Below are 18,331 nucleotides of genomic sequence, written 5' to 3' on the forward strand. Positions count from 1 at the left end.
ATGCCCTCGATGGGTAAGCACCGTCGTGCCAAGTCCAGCCCCCTGACCCGCGGACTCGTCGCCGTGACCGCAGGTGGAGCCGTCCTCGCCCTGCCGGTGATCGGTGCGACCACCGCGTCCGCGGCGCCCGCGCAGTCGGTCTCCGCCGAAAAGGCAGTGGCTCCGGCAGCCGCTCCCGCCAAGGCAATTACCGCCCAGAAGGCCGGGATCACCAGCTATTCCGTCGTCAAGGGTGATTCCCTGCACAAGATCGCCGATGCGCATTCCCTGAGTGGCGGCTGGAAGAAGCTCTACAAGGACAACCGAAAGGCCATCGGCGGCAATCCGGGTCTGATTCACCCGGGCCTGGAGCTGACCGTGGGCGCCAAGGCCACGGCCAGGGCCTCCGGTTCGTCCTCCGACCGTGCCGCCGCGAGCAGCGACCGCGCCGACCGCTCCGAGCGTTCGACCACGCTGGCCGCGAAGACCGCCGCCCCCGCCGCCGCGAAGGCCACGACGTACACGAACGACCTCGACGGCTGGATCAAGGAGTCGCTCGCCGTCATGGCAGAGCACGGCATCCCCGGCACCTACGAGGGCATCCACCGCAACATCATGCGCGAGTCCTCGGGCAACCCTCAGATCGTCAACAACTGGGACTCCAACGCCGCCGCGGGCACCCCGTCGAAGGGCCTGCTCCAGGTCATCGACCCGACCTTCCAGGCGTACCACGTGCCCGGTACGTCCACGGACAGCTTCGACCCGGTCGCGAACATCACCGCCGCGTGCAACTACGCCGCCGACAAGTACGGCTCCATCGACAACGTCTTCGGCGCCTACTGATCCACCGGCACCGGCCGCGGTTCACGACTGCCGGGTGGCGAGGGTCCGACAGGCCCTCACCGCCCGGCAGTTCCGCGTCCGGGGCCGCCGTGGAAGACTCGCGCCATGCCCGAACTCCAGCTTCTTCGCCAGGACCACGCTGCGGCTCTGCTCGCCTTCGAGCAGGAGAACCGCGCCTACTTCGCCGCTTCGGTCCCGGACCGCGGCGACGAGTACTTCGCACGGTTCGACGCACGGCACAGCAGCCTCCTGGCCGAACAGGCCGAGGGACTGATCTACTTCCACGTGCTGGTCGGCGACGGTGGCGAGGTGCTGGGCCGGGTGAACCTGGTCGACGTGGCGGACGGCGCCGCCGACCTCGGGTACCGGATCGCCGAGAAGGCCGCCGGCCAGGGGCTGGCCACGAGCGCCGTCCGCCGGATATGCGTGCTGGCCGCCACGGCGTACGGTCTCACCGCACTGCGGGCCGCGACCACGCACGACAACCCCGGTTCCCAGGCCGTACTGGCCCGCACGGGGTTCGTCCGCACCGGCGAAACCGTACTCGGCGGCCGGCCGGGGATCGCCTACGCACGCTCGCTGGACGCGGAGGCACGGCTCGCCTGACACGGACGCCGGGGCCCACCGGCTCCACCGTTCCCCGGGCGGGCGACGAACCGGGGTGTCCGGCCCGCCACCGCCTGGGAAGGACTGCGCCGCCCGGCGTCAGTCGCTGTCCTTCTCCTCCTGGAGGATCTTGCCGTCGGCCGCGTTCACTTCGAACTCGGTCTTGTTCCAGTCCGCGTCGACCACGTCGACCGCCCAGACGAGGGTGTCGTTGTCGCCGGTGTCGAGGCCGATCGAGGTGACCGTGCCCTTCTGCTTGTCCGTGGCCACCTTGGCCGCCTGCTCGGGCGTCTGCTTCGCCTTGGCGATCCAGTCGGCCAATTCGCTCTTGTCGGCCGCGTCCTGATCGGTGTCCGCGGCCGTCTCGATCACCTTGCCGGTGACCGCGTCGATCCGGACGGTGTGCGCGGTTCCGTCCTCCTCGGCGACCTCGGCCACCCACTGCGGACCTGAGCCGCTCCCGCTCGGGCTGGGGCTGCCACTCGGCGAGGCACTGCCGCTCGGACTGCCACTCGGACTGGCCGTGCCACTCGGGCTGGCCGTGCCGCCGGGGCTCGCACTGCCGCTCGGCGAGGCACTCGCACTCGCGTCGGTGCTCCGGTCGGTGTCGTCGTCCAGGCCCTCCAGATCGAGCTCGGCCAGCTTGCTGCCCGGAACGGCCCCGACCGCGGTCGTCGCGGCCTTGTCGAAGGTGACCTTGGTGGCGCTGAGCAGCTTCTTGCGTGCGGCCTGGTCCTCGGTCGGCTTCGTCTTGCCGGACGGGCTGCCGGAAGGGCTCCCGTACGGGGAGGCCGTCTGCTTCGGGACGACCTTCGCGGCCTCCGATGTGGCCGCCCCGGTCTGGTCACGGCTCTCCTGCCCGCAGCCCGCGAGCAGCGCGGAAGCGACGACGGCGCACAGGGCGCCGCCGGCGACACGAAGGCTGCGGGCACGCGCGGACGCGGTGGCTTTTCGTCGGAATTCAAGGCTCATACACGCATCACTAGCCCCCTGACCGGCCGGTCATGTTGTCCTACCGGACGGGTCACCCGATCGAACGTGCGTCTCCTCCCGTTGGCGGCCCGCCCGCCCGGGCGCGCCGTGGGCGAGGGTGCGAAACAATGGGACACACGGACCACCGGCCCCTGCCGGTACCCGGTCGGGAGGCCCCCATGGATTACCCCGAGAGTTACGAGCTGATCTTCCAGACGTACGGCGCGGCGGACGACGTGGTGGTCGTCCGGATGAGCGACCGGTCCGGGGCGGGCGGATACCCCGTGTACGAGGACGAGACCGGAATCGTCCGCGCGGAGATCAGTGAACGCGGCGAAATACGCATGCTGGCCAGCGGCGGCCACCAGGCACCGGGCATCCCCCTGCTCGCGCGGCCCTTGAGCGAGGGATCACCCCGCACCCGCTGAGCGGACCGGCACACACCGCGGCGCCCTGCGCGTCGCGGTGCGCTGTGTGCTGTGTGCTGCCACGGCACACCCAGACACAACCGGAAGTCCGTTCATGCCCGCTCCATGCCCGAATCTGTTTACATTCCGGCACCCTGGACGTAACCTGAGCGCGAAACCACAGACTCGGGCATGAAACGGATACGAAACCACATGTACGCACCGGAGCGGCAGCAGGAAATCCTCCGCCTCGCCCAGGAGAGCGGACGCGTCGACGTGCTCTCCCTCGCAGAGGAATTCCAGGTGACCGCCGAGACCGTGCGGCGCGACCTCAAGGCGCTCGACCGGGCGGGGCTCCTGCGCCGGGTCCACGGCGGCGCGATTCCGGTGGGACGGCTCGGCTTCGAGCCCGACCTCGCCGAGCGCGACACCGTGGCCGCGGACGAGAAGGACCGGATCGCCGCCGCCGCCCTCGGCGAGCTCCCCCCGGACGGCAACGTGATCATCGACGCGGGCACCACGACGGCCCGGCTGGCCGCCGCCCTCCCGGTCGAGTCCGCCCTGACGGTGGTGACCCACGCACTGCCCGTGGCGGCCCGCCTCGCCGACCATCCCGGCATCGCGCTGCACCTGGTGGGCGGACGGGTCCGGCACCGTACCCGCGCGGCCGTAGACGCCTGGGCGCTGAGCGCCTACGCGGAGATCAACGCCGACGTCCTCCTGCTCGCCACCAACGGGGTATCCGCCGACGGCGGCCTGACCACCCCCGACCTCGCCGAGGCCGCGGTGAAGCGGGCCATGATCGCGGCAGCCCGGCGGGTCGTGCTCCTCGCGGACTCGGGCAAGTTCGGCCAGGAGCACTTCGCCCGCTTCGGCGATCTTTCCCACGTCGACCTGCTCATCACCGACACGGGGCTCAGCCCCGAGGACGCCCTCGCCATCGAGAGCCGGGGCACGGAAGTGGTACGCGCATGATCCTCACGGTCACTCCCAATCCGAGCCTCGACCGCACCTACGAACTGCGCGACCTCACCCGCGGCGCGGTCCTGCGCGCCACGACGGACCGCGTCGACCCCGGAGGCAAGGGCATCAACGTCTCCCGCGCGGTAGCGGCGGCGGGACACCGTACGGTCGCGGTCGCCCCCCTGGGCGGGCCCGAGGGCGCACTGCTCGCCCGGCTGCTCGGGGAGCACGGCATCGAGGCCGCGGGGGTGCCGATCGCCGGCAGCACCCGCGTCAACATCACGCTGGTCGAAGCCGACGGCACCCTCACCAAGGTCAACGCGAGCGGGCCCGCCCTCACGGAGTCCGAGGCCGAGACCCTGCTGGAGACGGTACGGACCCGGTCCTCGGACACGGACTGGATCGCCTGCTGCGGCAGTCTGCCGCGGGGGCTGCCCCCCGAGTGGTACGCGGAGCTGGTGGCACGCAGCCACCGGGCCGGAGCGCGGATCGCCCTCGACAGCTCCGGCCCCGCCCTGCTCGCCGCACTGCGCGAGCGGCCCGATGTGATCAAGCCGAACGCGGAGGAGCTCTCCGAAGCGGTCGGGCGGCCTCTCGCGACCGTCGGTGACGCGGTCAAGGCGGCGGAGGAGTTGCGCGGACGCGGGGCACAGGCGGTACTCGCCAGCCTCGGAGCCGACGGACAACTCCTGGTGGACCGGTCGGGGACGTACTTCGGCAGCGCCCGGGTGGACACCGTCCGCAGCAATGTCGGCGCCGGGGACGCCTCGCTCGCCGGCTTCCTGGCAGCCGGCGGCGCGGGCCGGTCCGCACTTGCGGCGGCCGTCGCGCACGGCGCGGCGGCGGTCCAGCTCCCCGGGAGCGTGATGCCCACCCCGGCCGACCTCGACGTCTCCTCGGTCGTCACGACCACGGACATCCCCCTGGACCGCGCGCTCACGGAGCCCGCGCGATGACGTCCGCATCCCTGTCCCCGGGTGAAAGCCCGCAGTCCCTGTCCCCCCAGCCGCCACGGCGGTCCACGAGCAAGGAGTCCCGCGATGAGTGAGCTCATCACCGCGGATCTGGTCGACCTCGATCTGTCCGCCGAGACGAAGGACGCCGCAGCGAGGTCTCTAGCCGAGCGGATGGTCACCGCCGGGCGCGTCACCGACCTCGACGGCTTCCTCGCCGACGTGGCCGCCCGTGAGGCGCAGATGCCGACCGGCCTGGACGGCGGCATCGGTATCCCGCACTGCCGCAGCGAGCACGTCGGCGCGCCGACTCTGGCCTTCGGGCGCAGCGGACGGGGCATCGACTTCGGTGCGCCGGACGGACCGGCGGACCTGGTCTTCCTCATAGCGGCGCCCGCCGGCGCCGACGACGACCACCTCACCATCCTCTCGGGCCTGGCACGCCGGCTGATGGACCCCGCTTTCACCGCCGCCCTGCGCGCGGAGGCCGATCCCGCCGCCGCGGCGGCCCTGATCCGCGGCGACGAGCCGGCCGCGGCGCCGGAGGAGCCGGTGCGGGAGACGGAGCCGGGCGGAGCCGGGCAACCCGAGGCGCCCGAACCGTTCCGGATCGTCGCCGTCACCTCCTGTCCCACGGGCATCGCGCACACCTACATGGCTGCCGAGTCCCTGGAGGCCGCAGCGCGCGCCGAGGGGATCCAACTCAGCGTCGAGACCCAGGGATCGGCAGGGTTCGAGCGGCTCGACCCGTCCGTCGTCGCCGCAGCGGACGCGGTGATCTGGGCACATGACGTCGACGTTCGCGAGAAGGCCAGGTTCGGCGGGAAGCCGATCGTCGACGTCGGGGTGAAGGCGGGGATCAACCGGCCCGCCGAGCTGATCGCCGAGGCCCGGCGCAAGGCCGCGCGGGGCGAGATCAGCGGGGTCGCCGACGACGGCTCGCGGCCGGAGGGGGCCGGATCCGGCGGCGGCAGCGCGCACTTCGGCGTCCGGCTGCGTACGTACCTGATGTCCGGGGTCAGTTACATGGTGCCGTTCGTCGCGGCGGGCGGGCTCCTGATCGCCCTGTCGTTCGCCATCGGTGGCTACGAGATCGCCAACGCGAAGTCCGTGGCCGACCACTTCGTCTGGGGCGAGGCCGACAGCTGGGCCGCGCTGCTCAACCAGATCGGCGGCGCCGCCTTCGGCTTCCTGGTCCCGGTGCTCGCGGGCTACATCGCGTACGGCATGGCGGACCGTCCCGCGCTCGTCCCCGGCTTCGTCGGCGGTGCCATCGCGCTCACCATCGACGCGGGGTTCCTGGGCGGCCTCGTCGCCGGTCTGCTGGCCGGTGCGGTGGTGATGGCGATCCAGCGGGTGAAGGTCCATCCCACGCTGCGCGGCATCATGCCCGTGCTGGTGATCCCCCTGGTCGCCTCGGCCGTCGTCGGATTCCTGATGTTCGTCGTCGTCGGCAAGCCGATCGCCTCGCTCCAGAAGGCACTCACCGACGCCCTCGACGGGCTCTCCGGTTCCAACGCGGTCATCCTCGGCGTCGTGCTGGGCCTGATGATGTGCTTCGACATGGGCGGACCGCTCAACAAGGTCGCCTACGCCTTCGCGGTCGGCGGGCTCGCCGACCCGACGCCCGGCAGCCTCAAGGTGATGGCGGCGGTCATGGCCGCCGGTATGGTGCCGCCGCTGGCGATGGCCCTCGCCACCACCGTGCGCGGCAGGCTGTTCACCCGCACCGAGCGGGACAACGGCCGTGCGGCCTGGGTGCTGGGTGCGTCGTTCATCAGCGAGGGTGCCATCCCGTTCGCGGCGGCCGATCCCCTGCGGGTGATTCCCTCGGTGATGGCCGGCGGTGCGGTCACCGGAGCCCTGTCGATGGCTTTCGGATGCACGCTGCGCGCACCGCACGGCGGCATCTTCGTCGTCCCGTTGATCGGCGGACCGTTCCTCTACCTGGTGGCGATCGCGGCAGGTACGGCGGTGGCGACCGCGCTGGTCGTCGTCCTCAAGGGCATGCGCCGCGCCCCGCAGGACCCCGCGCCCGCGGCCGATCTCCCGAAGGTGCCCGTGGCCGCCTGAGCGCGACCTGCCGGCCCGCCGTCCGGATGCACGGCTTCCAGTTCCGTACCCCACCCCACAGGAGTGACCCATGTACCAGTGCACCGTCGCCGTAGGTTCCCGCAGCGGACTGCACGCCCGGCCGGCCTCGTTGTTCGTCCAGGCCGCGGCCCGTCAGCCGGTCAAGGTGACCATCGGGCGGGAAGGAGAGCAGCCGGTCGACGCCCGCAGCATGCTCTCCGTGCTCGCCCTGGCGGCTCAGCACGGCGACCCCGTGGTGCTCTCGGCCATGGGTGACGGGGCCCGTGCGGCGGTCGACGAGCTCGCCGCCCTGCTCGCTCAGGACCTGGACGCCGGCGCCTGAACCGGCTTCCGGTCCGGCGCGGCCGTGCGTGACTCCTCTGCCTCCTGGCCGTCGACGGCCAGGAGGCAGAGGCGGATGTCAGCGGCCGAAGGTCGTGGGCACCGGCAGTGTGGCCCAGCGGGTCACCGGCCAGGCGACCACCACCGCACGTCCCACCACGTCGTCGACCGGCACCATGCCGCCCTCGGGGTCGTCCTGGTGGTAGCGCGAATCCCCTGACGCCTGACGGTGATCGCCCATCACCCAGACCCGGCCCTCCGGCACGGTGACCTTGAACTGACCGGCGTCGTCGGTGCTGCAGGGGGTGTTCCCCGGGAACACGTAGGGCTCGTCCAGCGCCTTGCCGTTCAGTTTCACCGGGCCGTCGCCCTTGCACTCCACGGTGTCCCCCGCCACGCCGATCACGCGCTTGATGAGGTCCTTCTCCTCGGCGGACGGCATCACCCCGACGAAAGCGAGCGCCTTCTGGAGCGCGTTGGGGGGCTCGGTCGGCACACCCGTCAGCCAGTTGGACGGATCGTGGAAGACGATCACTTCGCCGCGCTCGGGTTCGGAGCCGAACCAGGGGGTCAGTTTGTCGACGAGGACCCGGTCGCCCTTCTGAAGCGTGTTCTGCATGGATTCCGAAGGAATGGAGAACGCCTGCAGCAGGAAGGTCTTGATCAGCAGCGCCAGCAACAGCGCCACTCCGATGAGGACCGGGAGTTCCTTCCACAGGGGGCGCTGTTTCCTCGTGCGCGTCCTCGTCCGCCGTGCGCCCGTCAGCACCATCAAGCCGCTCCTCGCCCCGTGTTCGCCGCTGCCCGTGCGTGGGCAGGTCCCGGCTCACTCTAAGCGCGATCACTGTGAGGGAGGAGCGGATGAGGTGGTGGCCGAACTTTCAGGGGAACCTCCCCGGCACGGACTCACGGAGCCCGGGCATGATCCGAACGGAAAACCTAGGACGCGGCGGGCGGGGGTACGGGTTGCGCTGTGCCCGGCACATCGGGGACCGTGGCGCCTTCTCCGGCGCGCACCGCCTCTACCACCGACTGATGGAACGCACGGCTGGCCTCTTCGGTGGGGCAGCGTACGGGGCTGCCGGCCAAGGTGAACCAGTCCGAGGCGCCGCTGAACTGCACGGCCACTTCGGCCTCGCCGTCGGCCCATGTCGTATGGACGGTGAGATCGCCGCCCACGATTCCTGCTTCTTTGGTGCGGACTCCGCCGGCTCCCGCGAAGACCCCGCTGGTCGTCCATGAAGCCCAGCTCATGACGCGACGCCTTTCGGACAATGACAAGCCTGTCAAGGGGACTTCTCCGAGTATGACACCGCAGGTCGGAGCGTGCACGGGAGTGCCCCCGGGCCCTTGCGGCCCGGGGGCACCGGCGCCTCCTCGGGCCGGTCCGCCGGGCGCGTCACCGGCGTTCCAGCACTCCCCTGACGAATGCCGCCTGACCGGCGTGCTGGAGATCATCGGCCAGGACGCTCACCAGCCGGACACCCAGGGTGACCGGTGGTGACCAGTTCTCGTCCACGATCCGCTCCAGCGCCCTGCCGTCCAGTCCGCGGACGAATCCGACACTCTGCTCGTGCACCGCGTCGTAGTAGCCGAGGAGCAGTTCGACCGAGTCCACCCGTACCGCGGCGACCTGATCGCTGCTCTGGCCGTAGCCCGTCTCCCCTTCCGCGAAGGGCAGACCGAACCGGGAGACCCAGTCCTGGGACACCCACACCTGCTCGGTCCCTGCCGCGTCGGCCACGTGGTCGTCCTGAATGCGTGTGAGGTGCCAGACGAGCCAGGAGATCGAATTCGCCCCCTCGTCGATCCGGGCGTTGAGATCTTCGGGCGGGAGTCCTTCGACCGCCGTGTGCACCGCTTCCCGGATGCGCTCGAACGCGTCGGCCAAGATGCCTGCTGTGTTCATGCGACCACCATGGCCGGTGCCTCCCGGCGCCCGGCGTCCGACACGCGGCCCGCACATCACACGAGCAGCCCCAGGAGATGTGCGCAGGCCGTGCCCTCGTCCGGGTGCCGGGCGACGACTTCGTACGTGCCGCGTTCGTACGCCCCGGTCTCCCACACCGCGTCGGCCGACTTCCGCAGGTACAGGAAGTCGGTGGGTGTGGGAACCGGTTCGTGGACGCCCTCGATGCGGTAGTAGTCGTCGGGCACGCCCGCCGCCCGCAGCGCGGCCCGCAGCTGCAGGCGGTCCATGGTCGCCAGGGCCTCTCGTCAGACGCCGGCAGGCGTGAGGTAGTCGTGCTCCAGCAGCCACTTCACGTTCAGCCGCTGCCCCTCGCCCGGGTCGAGGAAGACCGCGTCGAGCTTGATCTGCTGACCGCCGCCGGGCTGCTCGAACCACGGCGCGATGCTGCCCTGCCAGACCCAGAACGGCTTGGCGACCTTGTAGACGCGGTAGTCGCAGGCGACGGCCGCGTCGCGGGTGTTGAGGCTCTGCGGGGGCAGCGCGCGCTCGGCGTACGCGTCCCCCGCCGGGGCCAGATAACTGCCGTACTCCGAGCCGAAGCGGTCCAGCCGCTGGCCCGTGCGGAGCTTGGCGGGCTCCTTGTCGAGCTCGCCGTTGACCTCGCCGAAGCCGTCGTTGGGCGGGTACTTCCAGCTCCCGGAGTCCGCCGGTCCTTCCCAGTACTTCTTCAGGAAGTCGGCGGGCGAGAGGTCTCCCGTCCTCTCGTAGCCGTTCAGCAGCGGGCCGACGGGAGCCTCCTTCTTCTTCGGGAGCCACTTCGGCCCGAGGCGTGCGTCGCCCTGGAACTCACCGGTGCAGGGGTCGTGCCGCGGCGCCGCGGGCTTGGTGTTCTCCTGGTGCTGCGCGGCGCTCGCGGCGGGCGCGCCGAGCAGCCCGGCGGTGATGCCGAGCGCGGCAAGTACGGTGCTCATACGGTTCATTGGCGTGACACCTCAGAAATTGATGATCAATCGGATAGCTGACGCAGGGTAACGTCCCGATCGCTCCAGGTGTCCGCACCATGCCGGAATCCGCCCCGAACGTGCGACCCCCGCCTCAGCCTCCCGCGGGGTCGGGCACGAGGCCGTCGGCGACCAGGCCGGCGAGGACGGCTTCGCCGAGTGCCCGGACGGCGGACTGGGGACGGACCATCACGGTGAACTCCTCGATCCGGCCCGCCTCGTCGAACTGGAGCAGGTCGATGCCGTGGATCTCCTTGCCGTTCACCGTCGCCCGGAAGACCAGGACCTCAGACGGGGCCTCGGCGCCACCCGCCGCGGTCTCCACCGCGCCGTCGAGCCGGCCGACGTAGCGGAAGTCCTCGAATGTCCGCAGCAGCACACCGAAGAGACCCATCACCATGGGCCTGCCTTCGAACGGGGTGAACTTCACCGGGCTGTTCAACCGGATGTCCTCGGTGAACAGGGATTCCAGGGCCGCCAGATCACGCTTCTCTACGGCGGCACGGAAGCGGTCCGCGGTGTCGGCAGTCGTCATGGCTGTCTCTCCTCGCACTCGACATACTCAAGAATCTGACTACTCAATTTCCAGACTATGATGCAGGGAAAACCGATACGGCGGAAGGGGGTGGCCCATGGCCTTGCGCCACGCCGTACTGGCGGCGCTGCTGGACGGCGAGTACAGCGGCTACCAGTTGGCCAAGGCGTTCGACATCGGCGTCGCGAACTTCTGGCACGCACTTCCCCAGCAGGTGTACGCGGAACTGTCGAGGCTGGAGCAGGACGGCCTGGTGTCCGGGCGGCAGGTGGTCCAGGAGACACGGCCCAACAAGCGCCTCTTCCAGGTCACCGACGCGGGACTCGCGGAGCTGGAGCGGTTCGCGGGTGCCCCGCCGAAGGCCGCGTTCATCCGGGACGACCTGCTCGTCAAGGTCCAGACCGTCGACCGGGTCGACGCGGGGCCCGTGATCCAACAGCTGGAGGAACGCGCGGCGGTCGCCGACGCCAAGATCGAGCTGTTCGGCACGCTGCTGCGCAAGCTCCGGGGACCTCTGGACGAGGAGGAGTTCCTCCTCGTCGGTGAACGGATCGGACCGTATCTGACCTGCATGCGCGGGCTCGCGTTCGAGCGGGACAACCGGGACTGGTGCCTGCGGACCGCCGACGTCCTGCGCGGGCGGAGCGGCCCTCACGACGCCTCGTCCTGAGGTCCGTGTTGCGGCATGATCGTCGCCCATGGAGAACTGGTGGGCGCAGACGGGGCACGGAGTGCGGTTCGACTGGGGACCTGTCGGTGCGGCCCGCCTGGCACAGGACGTCGGCTGCCTCGTGGTGGTCGACGTGCTCTCGTTCACCACGTCGGTCACGGTGGCCGTGGAGAAGGGGACCCTGGTCCACCCGTATCCCTGGCGTGACGAGAGCGCCCGGGTGTTCGCCGACCGGCTGAGCGCCGACCTCGCCGTGGGACGCAGCGCGGCCACGCCGACCTCGCCGTGGTCGCTTTCGCCGGCCGCTCTGCGCCGCGCACCGTTCACTCCGCGGCTGGTGCTGCCCTCGCCCAACGGGTCCACCATCGCCGCCGCCGCGGGCGCGTCCACGGTGGTCGCCGGGTCCCTGCGGAACGCGGACGCGGTGGGCCGCTGGCTCGCGGGCCGGGGTTACGGAACACCCGGCCGCCCGGTCGCGGTGATCGCCTCCGGCGAGCGCTGGCCCGACGGCAGCCTGCGGCCCGCGCTGGAGGACCTGCTGGGCGCCGGGGCCGTGATCGCCTCGTTGCGCACGCACGGAAGGGACCTGCTCTCGCCCGAGGCCGCGATGGCCGCCGCCGCGTTCGCCGGGACGGCGGAGATCGCCGGGGCGGTCTCGCACAGCGCCTCGGGGCGCGAGCTCGTCGACGGGGGATACGCCGACGACGTCGCCGTGGCGACGGAAACGGACGCGTGCACGGTGGTCCCCGTCCTGACGGACGGGGCGTTCACCGCCGCCTGACGGCTCTCAGGACCCCGTGGAACCGTCCAGTCGTTCACGCAGCAGGTCGGCGTGGCCGATGTGCCGCGCGTACTCCGCGATCATGTGGACGTGGACCAGGCGCAGTGAGTAGACCGTGCCGTTGTGGGTGAAGGTGTCGTCGAGCGAGGCGCCGGCGACCGTCTCGTCCGCCAGACGGATCTCCTCGACCAGGCGCGCGTGGTCGGCCTCGGCCCGCTCCGGGGCCAGGTCCTCGAAATCCGCGTCCTTGCCCTTCTCCGGCGGATACATCGGCGTCAGGGGAAGTCCGGCGAACCGGTCGCGGAACCAGGTGCGTTCGACCTTGGCCATGTGCCGCAGCAGACCGAGCAGCGTCAGGTTGGAGGGTTGAACGGTCTGCTCGGCGAGCTGGTCACCGGTGAGTCCCGCGCACTTGTTCAGCAGGGTGTTGCGGTAGTAGGCGAGGAATCCCTCAAGCGTCTCGCGCTCGTCGGCGACGAGCGATCCGGACGTCCGGGTGACTTCGGGTGCTGTCCATGTCATCGCGCGATCATGCCCGTCGACCGTGCGGTCGCGCGACCCTATTGACGCCGAGCGCTCTCGGTCCCGTTGTCGTCGGACGTCCAGGAGGTGGTCGAGGAGGCCATGCCGCCGAGGACACCGAAGACCAGGAAGAGGACGACCAGCGCCTTCGCGGCCCCGCTCATGACCAGCGGCCTGGTCGCGGAGCGGGTCTGCTGAGGCGTCACGGCGAGATCGTCGTCGCCGAAGAGACCCCGGGGATACGCCGGCGTGAGCATGAGGGCGTAGGCCGAGAAGCGCATGCTGTAGCGCAGCGTCGCCGCGGTCGCGTCGAAGAGCGGACGGGGCATCCGGCCGAGGATCAGCGTGATCACCCACCAGATGAACGACAGCGCGAACCAGCCGCCCATGGCGAGTCCCTGCACGATCGCCGCCGGAATCATGAGGAACAGACGGAAGAAGACGGCGAGCCGGTTGAGGTCCGTCGGGCGCACCTCGATCTGCACGGGGTAGTCCGGCGGCGGCGTGAAGGCGAACGGCGGATAGCGGTCGATGAGCAGCATCTCGCTCGCCGTGATCCGCATGTGGTAGCCGAGGTAGCTCTCCAGGTAGCCGAAGACCGGTTCGGGCAGCCGGCCCAGGACAAGGGCGGCGAACCAGCCGACGATCACCGTGAACACGGCAGCGATATAGAGGAAGAACAGCACGAAGAACTGCGGGATCAGCAGGAGCAGCCGGAACAGGACGGTGAGCCGGCGCTGACGCGTCGGCTCGATGATGTCGAGTACGGGCAGGAACTCACCCGGGTCCCCCGCGACGCGGCCCGGACTCCACTGACCGTCCGCCATGGCGCTCCTCCTCGGCAGGTGAGCCGCACGGCTTCGGCGCGTGCGGCGTCACCCCACGCTGGACGCGTGCGCGACGCCACGCAATCGGCGACGGGCCGAACGGGTGTCCGCCCGGGCGCCACGGGCGGGAACACGGAGGTGCGGGTCGCGGGCCCGCACCTCCGTACCGTCACTCACTCCAGGAGATCTCCGTACGCTCCCAGAGCCAGCGCGATGTCGGCCTGGGCCCAGAAGCGGTGGTAGGTGAAGACCGGAGCGGCTCCGCCGTCGAGATAGCTCTGGACCTTCGGCCAGTTCGGGTCGTCCTTGTAGAAGGACCGGATGGAGGCGAACGTCGAGTCGCTGTCGACGGTGTCGCCGTTGGGCATGGCGCCCGTCCAGCCGCCCGGCACGTACACCGGGTCGTCGAACCGGTTGTAGTCGGCGCGGGTCTCGGGGACGGCCACGCCCGCGTCGTCCTGGTAGTGCTCCCACATACCGTCGAGGAGCGCCTTCGCCGTGGTCTTCGCCGCCGCGTCGCCGGACTTGGCCGCGTAGTAGGTGAGCGTCCTGGCGTACGCCCCGGCCACCCCGACGTCGTTGGTGTAGTCGGCGACGGTGACATGGAGTCCGCTGTTCGCGCCGGGGCTCGACGCGTTCCAGGTGTCGGGCGCACCCGTCCACTTGAGGGTGGACGGAACCCGGTACGTACCGTCCGGGTTGATCGTGGTCTCCGACAGGGCCCAGTCGACCCACTTGTCGAGTACGGCCTTCGCTTCGGCGTCACCCGACTCGTGGTAGTACTCCGCGACGCGCTCCATGGACCATGCCTGGAAGCCGAACCACTGGTTGGACGGTGGGTCGTGGTAGACGGGCTTCTCGTCGTAGAACATGCCGTGGAAGGTCGGCGTGCCGGCCGGCGGCTGCGCGTAGCTGCCCTTCCAGCTGTTGGTCGCACCACCCGCGATGGCGCCTTCGTCGGACTGGAGCCACCGGTAGAACTCCAGCTGCCGGTCCAGGCTCTTCGCCCAGTCCTGCTGTCCTGTCGCCGACTTCGGCTTGAGATCGGGGACCGAGCTCAGCGCGTAGGCCGCCATCGGGTTCTGGTATCCGCCGTGCGCGTGGCTGCTCCCGATGCGCCAGGACCAGCCTGCCGCGGTGTCGGTCGCGCCGCCCCAGGCGTAGTACCAGGACATCAGATAGTGCGAGCTGTCCTTGCCCGTGCCCGCCGGGCAGGCACTCGGGCCGACACAGCCCCCGACCTTCTTGAAGTACTTGTCGAACATGGCGTAGCGCAGGTAGTCGCCCATCTTGGCCGCCTTGCCGACGGTCGCGGACACCTCGCTCGCCTTGCCCTGCTCCTTGGCCCACACATCCGCCCAGTAGGCGGCCTGCACGGCGCGGGCGTCGGCGTCCGGCGCGTTGGTGAACTTCCACTGCTTGGCGTAGGAGGCGTCCCCGGTGAACAGGTCCAGATAGCCGTTCCTGCCGCCGTAGGCGAACGTGTCGCAGGTCGGGTGGGTGACGGTCTCCCAGACCGACTCCTGCGGTCCGCGCTGGAAGGTGTTGACGTACGACGGTCCGGTCTCGTCCGGGCCGGCCGTGCACGTGCCGGGCGTGTTGCCGAAGCCGTAGACGTTGTCGACGTCCTGGATCCAGTGCATGCCGTAGATGTCGTCGGTTCCGTACGCGCTCTTCAGCTCACCCGCGATCGGGTCGGAGCCGGAGGTCACCGACGGGTCGAGGACGGCGGGGTACTGGGTCGGCTCGTCGTGTTCCGGCGCGTAGGTCGCGGGCTTCGACGCGTTGTAGAAGGAGTTGGTGGGCTGGTCGGCGTGCGTGGGGATCATGAACTTCTCCATGATGTCCCAGGCGCCGTTGAACTTCGTCCAGTCCCCGGTGATCTTCCCGTACATCGCCTGGAGCCAGATCAGATAGCTGTACGCCTCCGACGTCGTCTCGTGCCCGTGGTCGGGAGCCTCCACGATCAGCGTCTCGACGGAGTGGTAGGGAATTCCCTCCGGCGAGAAGTAGCCGTTGGCCGGGTCGGTGATCTTCCCGTACAGGTCGAGGAAGCGCGCGTCGTACGTCTTCGTGGCGGCCAGCTGCGTGACGGTGACCTCGGCCCCGGCGTGGCCGGGGGCCGTCACCGCGAAGGTCGCTGCGCCCGTGCCCGAACTGTCGGCGCTCACGGTCACCTTCTGCGCGGTGGACCAGTTCGACGGGGTGAAGGTGAGGCTCGCGCCACCGGTGACCGTCAGGCCGGAGTTGCCGGCGGTCCGGGCCACGGCGACCGTGACGGGGGCGGCAGGTGCGGTGGACAGGGAGACGCCGAAGGTCCCCGACGTGCCCTGGCGCACGCCGAGTTGGGAGGGCGTGGCGACGACCGCGGGACCGGCGACGACCGTGATGCCCGCAGGAGGCGACTCGGACGATCCGCCCAGGCTGTCGTGGGCCCGTGCGTAGACGGAGTGGCCGCCCGCGGAGAGTCCCGTGGCGTCGTAGGAGTACGGCGAGGTCGTGTCGGTGCCCAGCAGGGTCGTGTCGTCGTAGAACTCGACCTTGCTGATGGTCGCGCCGTCCGCGGCGGCGGCCGTCGCGGCGAGCGGCACCGGGTCGCCCGCGGTGAAGACCGAGCCCGCTGCGGGGCTGGTGAGGACCGCGATCGGCGGCTGGTGGGCGCCGGCGCAGGTCGTGCCGTTGACGGCGAATCCGGTGGGGGCGGTGTTCGTCCCGGTGTAGGTGAACTGCGCGCCCGTCGATACCGCCGCTCCCGGGGCGATGGTCCCGTTCCAGGAGGCGTTCGTGGCGGTGACGTTCTTTCCGGACTGGGACCAGGTACCGCTCCAGCCATTCGTGAGCGTCTGGTTGCCCGCATAGCTGTAGGTGAGGGTCCAGCCGTCGATCGGTACGGAGGCCCTGTTGGTGAGGCTGAGTTCGGCGGTGAAACCCGAACCCCAGTCATTGGCCCGGTAGTCGACGCTGCACTCGACCGCGGCGGCCTGGGCCGGAGTGCCTGCGGCTGCGGTCATGCCCAGCGGAAGGGCGAAAGCGGCGACGAGCGCCGTCCATAACCGGCGGGATGGTGTTCCGGTTCTACCGGATCTCCTGGGGACCCATGGTCTGTGTGCGCTTCCCGATGGCATGCGCAGGTTCCTCCTCGCGGCTCGGCGATATGGGGGGTGTGCGGGGTTGAACACAAGCCTTGAACCAGTGGGAGCGCTCCCAGCATGGGGAGGGGGAAAATGGGAGTCAAGAGAGTTGAAGAGTCGAATAAATTCGATTGCGAGAGATGAGAAGGGGTCTGTTGACCGACACGAGTTGACGCTCTAACGTCATGCCACACCAGTGGGAGCGGTTCCATCAGTCGACGTGCCGTAGGGGGCACGTCCGGTCTGTAAGGAGTCGCTTCATGCGACACCCCCCGCACGCACCGCATTTACGGCACGTGTTCCGCTTAGTTCTGGCAACTGTTCTCGCCACGGTCGGTATCGCCGTCGCCCCCGTGGTCACCGCCTCCGGATCCGCACCCGTCTGCACGGTGGAGTACACGACCACCGGTCAATGGGAAGGCGGATTCAAGGGGGCCGTCACGCTCACCAACCTGGGCTCCTCCATGAGCAGTTGGAGCCTGGGGTTCGATCTCCCCGGCGACCGGAAGGTCACGCAGGGCTGGAACGCACGGTGGTCGCAGTCGGGCAGTACCGTCACCGCGGCGAACGAGACCTGGAACGGCACGCTCGCGAACGGTGCGAGCGTCAGTGCCGGTTTCCTCGCCTCGGGAGCCGGTACGGGATCGGCACCAAGCGCGTTCACGCTCGACGGAACGCCCTGCGGTGGCGGCCCCGGTCCTGATCCGACCGATCCGCCCGACCCGACCGATCCGCCCGACCCGACCGATCCACCTGATCCGACCGATCCACCGGACCCGCCGGCCGGCCCGCCCGTGCTGACGGTTTCGGGCAACAAGCTCGTCGACGCGACCGGCACGACCCGGCGCATGCTCGGCGTCAACCGCTCCGGCGGAGAGTTCATGTGCGTACAGGGCCGTGGAATCTTCGACGGTCCGGTCGACGACGCCTCGGTGCGGGCGATCGCCGACTGGAATGCCAACACCGTCCGTATCCCCTTGAACGAGGAGTGCTGGCTTGGCCTGGACACCATAGATCCGCGCTATGCGGGCGACAACTACATCAGCGCAGTGAAGGACCTGGTCGAACGGGTCATCGCCCACGGCATGACACCGATGGTCGAACTGCACTGGACCTGGGGGCAGTACACCGGCAACTCGGCCGGCTGCTCCGACGTGCACGCCAGCTGCCAGAAGCCCATGCCCGACGCGCAGTACACACCGGCCTTCTGGTCCTCGGTCGCCTCGACGTTCAAGGACGAGCCGACCGTGGTGTTCGACCTGTTCAACGAGCCGTATCCGGACCGTGCGACGCCCACCCTCGGACAGGCATGGACCTGCTGGCGGGACGGCGGAACCTGCCCGGGCATCGGCTACGAGGTCGCGGGCATGCAGGACCTGGTCGATGCCGTACGGGAGACCGGCGCCGGGAACCTGATCCTGGCCGGCGGTATCGCGTACTCCAACGACCTCGGTCAGTGGCTCCAGCACAGGCCGGACGACCCGGCGGGCAATCTCGCCGCCGCCTGGCACGTCTACAACTTCAACGCCTGTGCGAACGAGGAGTGCTGGAACTCCACGCTCGCACCGGTCGCCGCCGAAGTCCCCCTCGTCGCGGGCGAGATCGGCGAGAACACCTGCTCCCACGGCTTCGTCGACCGGGTCATGCGGTGGTTCGACGACCGCGGTCTCTCCTATCTCGGATGGACCTGGAACACCTGGGACTGCTCCTCGGGCCCGTCCTTGATCAGCAATTACGACGGCACCCCCACCCCGTACGGAATCGGGCTGCGCGATCACCTGCGCGCCCTCGACAACTGAGGAAACGGAAACTCT

At 70.1% G+C, this 18,331-nt stretch carries 20 protein-coding genes; 10 read left to right on the forward strand and 10 right to left on the reverse strand.

Annotated elements, in window-relative coordinates; all coding sequences use genetic code 11:
- Positions 1-822 (forward strand): transglycosylase SLT domain-containing protein, encoded by an 822-nt coding sequence (locus tag OG230_RS01560; RefSeq protein WP_328908306.1) that lies wholly within the window; start codon positions 1-3, stop codon positions 820-822.
- 105 nt (positions 823-927) lie between these two features.
- Positions 928-1,428, forward strand: a complete 501-nt coding sequence (locus OG230_RS01565; RefSeq protein WP_328908307.1) for a GNAT family N-acetyltransferase — start codon at positions 928-930, stop codon at positions 1,426-1,428.
- A 99-nt stretch (positions 1,429-1,527) separates the two neighbouring features.
- On the opposite strand, the gene OG230_RS01570 is transcribed toward OG230_RS01565, so the two are convergent.
- Positions 1,528-2,400 carry a PepSY domain-containing protein gene (locus OG230_RS01570; RefSeq protein ID WP_328908308.1) on the reverse strand — a complete coding sequence of 291 codons (873 nt, stop codon included), beginning with the start codon at positions 2,398-2,400 and terminating at the stop codon, positions 1,528-1,530.
- A 179-nt stretch (positions 2,401-2,579) separates the two neighbouring features.
- Between OG230_RS01570 and OG230_RS01575 the strand changes: the two genes are divergently transcribed.
- The 5 genes from OG230_RS01575 to OG230_RS01595 all read left to right on the forward strand — a co-directional run bounded on the left by OG230_RS01575 (position 2,580) and on the right by OG230_RS01595 (position 7,139).
- On the forward strand, positions 2,580-2,828 hold the full coding sequence (locus OG230_RS01575) for a DUF6296 family protein (RefSeq protein WP_328908309.1): 249 nt from the start codon (positions 2,580-2,582) through the stop codon (positions 2,826-2,828).
- A gap of 192 nt (positions 2,829-3,020) precedes the next feature.
- A complete protein-coding gene (locus tag OG230_RS01580; RefSeq protein ID WP_328911267.1) occupies positions 3,021-3,782 on the forward strand; it encodes a DeoR/GlpR family DNA-binding transcription regulator in 762 nt (253 codons plus the stop codon).
- Positions 3,779-4,726, forward strand: a complete 948-nt coding sequence (gene pfkB, locus OG230_RS01585) for a 1-phosphofructokinase (protein ID WP_328908310.1) — start codon at positions 3,779-3,781, stop codon at positions 4,724-4,726. The genes OG230_RS01580 and pfkB overlap by 4 nt, the downstream gene beginning before the upstream one ends.
- An 84-nt stretch (positions 4,727-4,810) precedes the next feature.
- On the forward strand, positions 4,811-6,796 hold the full coding sequence (locus OG230_RS01590) for a PTS fructose transporter subunit IIABC (protein ID WP_328908311.1): 1,986 nt from the start codon (positions 4,811-4,813) through the stop codon (positions 6,794-6,796).
- A gap of 70 nt (positions 6,797-6,866) precedes the next feature.
- Complete coding sequence (locus OG230_RS01595) at positions 6,867-7,139, forward strand: HPr family phosphocarrier protein (RefSeq protein WP_328908312.1); 273 nt, start codon at positions 6,867-6,869, stop codon at positions 7,137-7,139.
- Between the two features lie 78 nt (positions 7,140-7,217).
- Here OG230_RS01595 and lepB read toward each other — a convergent pair whose 3' ends face one another.
- The 6 genes from lepB to OG230_RS01625 form a co-directional block, all read right to left on the reverse strand.
- The gene (gene lepB, locus OG230_RS01600; RefSeq protein ID WP_328908313.1) at positions 7,218-7,910 is read right to left on the reverse strand and encodes a signal peptidase I; all 693 of its coding nucleotides are present in this window, start codon (positions 7,908-7,910) and stop codon (positions 7,218-7,220) included.
- A 167-nt stretch (positions 7,911-8,077) separates the two neighbouring features.
- Positions 8,078-8,392: a hypothetical protein gene (locus tag OG230_RS01605; RefSeq protein WP_328908314.1), complete on the reverse strand. Its 315-nt coding sequence runs from the start codon at positions 8,390-8,392 to the stop codon at positions 8,078-8,080.
- A gap of 145 nt (positions 8,393-8,537) precedes the next feature.
- Positions 8,538-9,047: a mycothiol transferase gene (locus OG230_RS01610; RefSeq protein ID WP_328908315.1), complete on the reverse strand. Its 510-nt coding sequence runs from the start codon at positions 9,045-9,047 to the stop codon at positions 8,538-8,540.
- Between the two features lie 56 nt (positions 9,048-9,103).
- Entirely contained in the window at positions 9,104-9,337 is a 234-nt protein-coding gene (locus OG230_RS01615) for a hypothetical protein (protein WP_328908316.1), read from the reverse strand.
- 18 nt (positions 9,338-9,355) lie between these two features.
- On the reverse strand, positions 9,356-10,030 hold the full coding sequence (locus OG230_RS01620; RefSeq protein WP_328908317.1) for a TNT domain-containing protein: 675 nt from the start codon (positions 10,028-10,030) through the stop codon (positions 9,356-9,358).
- Positions 10,031-10,145: 115 nt separating this feature from the next.
- Positions 10,146-10,586: a nuclear transport factor 2 family protein gene (locus tag OG230_RS01625; RefSeq protein WP_328908318.1), complete on the reverse strand. Its 441-nt coding sequence runs from the start codon at positions 10,584-10,586 to the stop codon at positions 10,146-10,148.
- A 97-nt stretch (positions 10,587-10,683) separates the two neighbouring features.
- Here OG230_RS01625 and OG230_RS01630 point away from each other — a divergent pair, with 97 nt between their 5' ends.
- Both OG230_RS01630 and OG230_RS01635 read left to right on the forward strand, forming a co-directional pair.
- Positions 10,684-11,256: a PadR family transcriptional regulator gene (locus OG230_RS01630; RefSeq protein ID WP_328908319.1), complete on the forward strand. Its 573-nt coding sequence runs from the start codon at positions 10,684-10,686 to the stop codon at positions 11,254-11,256.
- Between the two features lie 28 nt (positions 11,257-11,284).
- Complete coding sequence (locus OG230_RS01635) at positions 11,285-12,037, forward strand: 2-phosphosulfolactate phosphatase (RefSeq protein ID WP_328908320.1); 753 nt, start codon at positions 11,285-11,287, stop codon at positions 12,035-12,037.
- Between the two features lie 6 nt (positions 12,038-12,043).
- Here the strand turns inward: OG230_RS01635 and OG230_RS01640 are convergent, their stop codons facing one another.
- From OG230_RS01640 to OG230_RS01650, 3 genes are all read right to left on the reverse strand, one after another.
- Positions 12,044-12,559, reverse strand: coding sequence for a DinB family protein (locus OG230_RS01640; protein WP_328908321.1), 516 nt, complete (start codon positions 12,557-12,559; stop codon positions 12,044-12,046).
- A gap of 38 nt (positions 12,560-12,597) precedes the next feature.
- A complete protein-coding gene (locus OG230_RS01645; RefSeq protein ID WP_328908322.1) occupies positions 12,598-13,386 on the reverse strand; it encodes a DUF4389 domain-containing protein in 789 nt (262 codons plus the stop codon).
- Between the two features lie 173 nt (positions 13,387-13,559).
- Positions 13,560-16,511, reverse strand: a complete 2,952-nt coding sequence (locus OG230_RS01650) for a glycoside hydrolase family 48 protein (RefSeq protein ID WP_443051473.1) — start codon at positions 16,509-16,511, stop codon at positions 13,560-13,562.
- Between the two features lie 266 nt (positions 16,512-16,777).
- Here OG230_RS01650 and OG230_RS01655 point away from each other — a divergent pair, with 266 nt between their 5' ends.
- Positions 16,778-18,316 (forward strand): cellulase family glycosylhydrolase, encoded by a 1,539-nt coding sequence (locus OG230_RS01655; RefSeq protein ID WP_328908324.1) that lies wholly within the window; start codon positions 16,778-16,780, stop codon positions 18,314-18,316.
- Positions 18,317-18,331 lie beyond the last annotated feature (15 nt).

The sequence above is a fragment of the Streptomyces sp. NBC_00234 genome, assembly GCF_036195325.1.
In the GTDB taxonomy this organism is placed as follows: Bacteria; Actinomycetota; Actinomycetes; order Streptomycetales; family Streptomycetaceae; genus Streptomyces.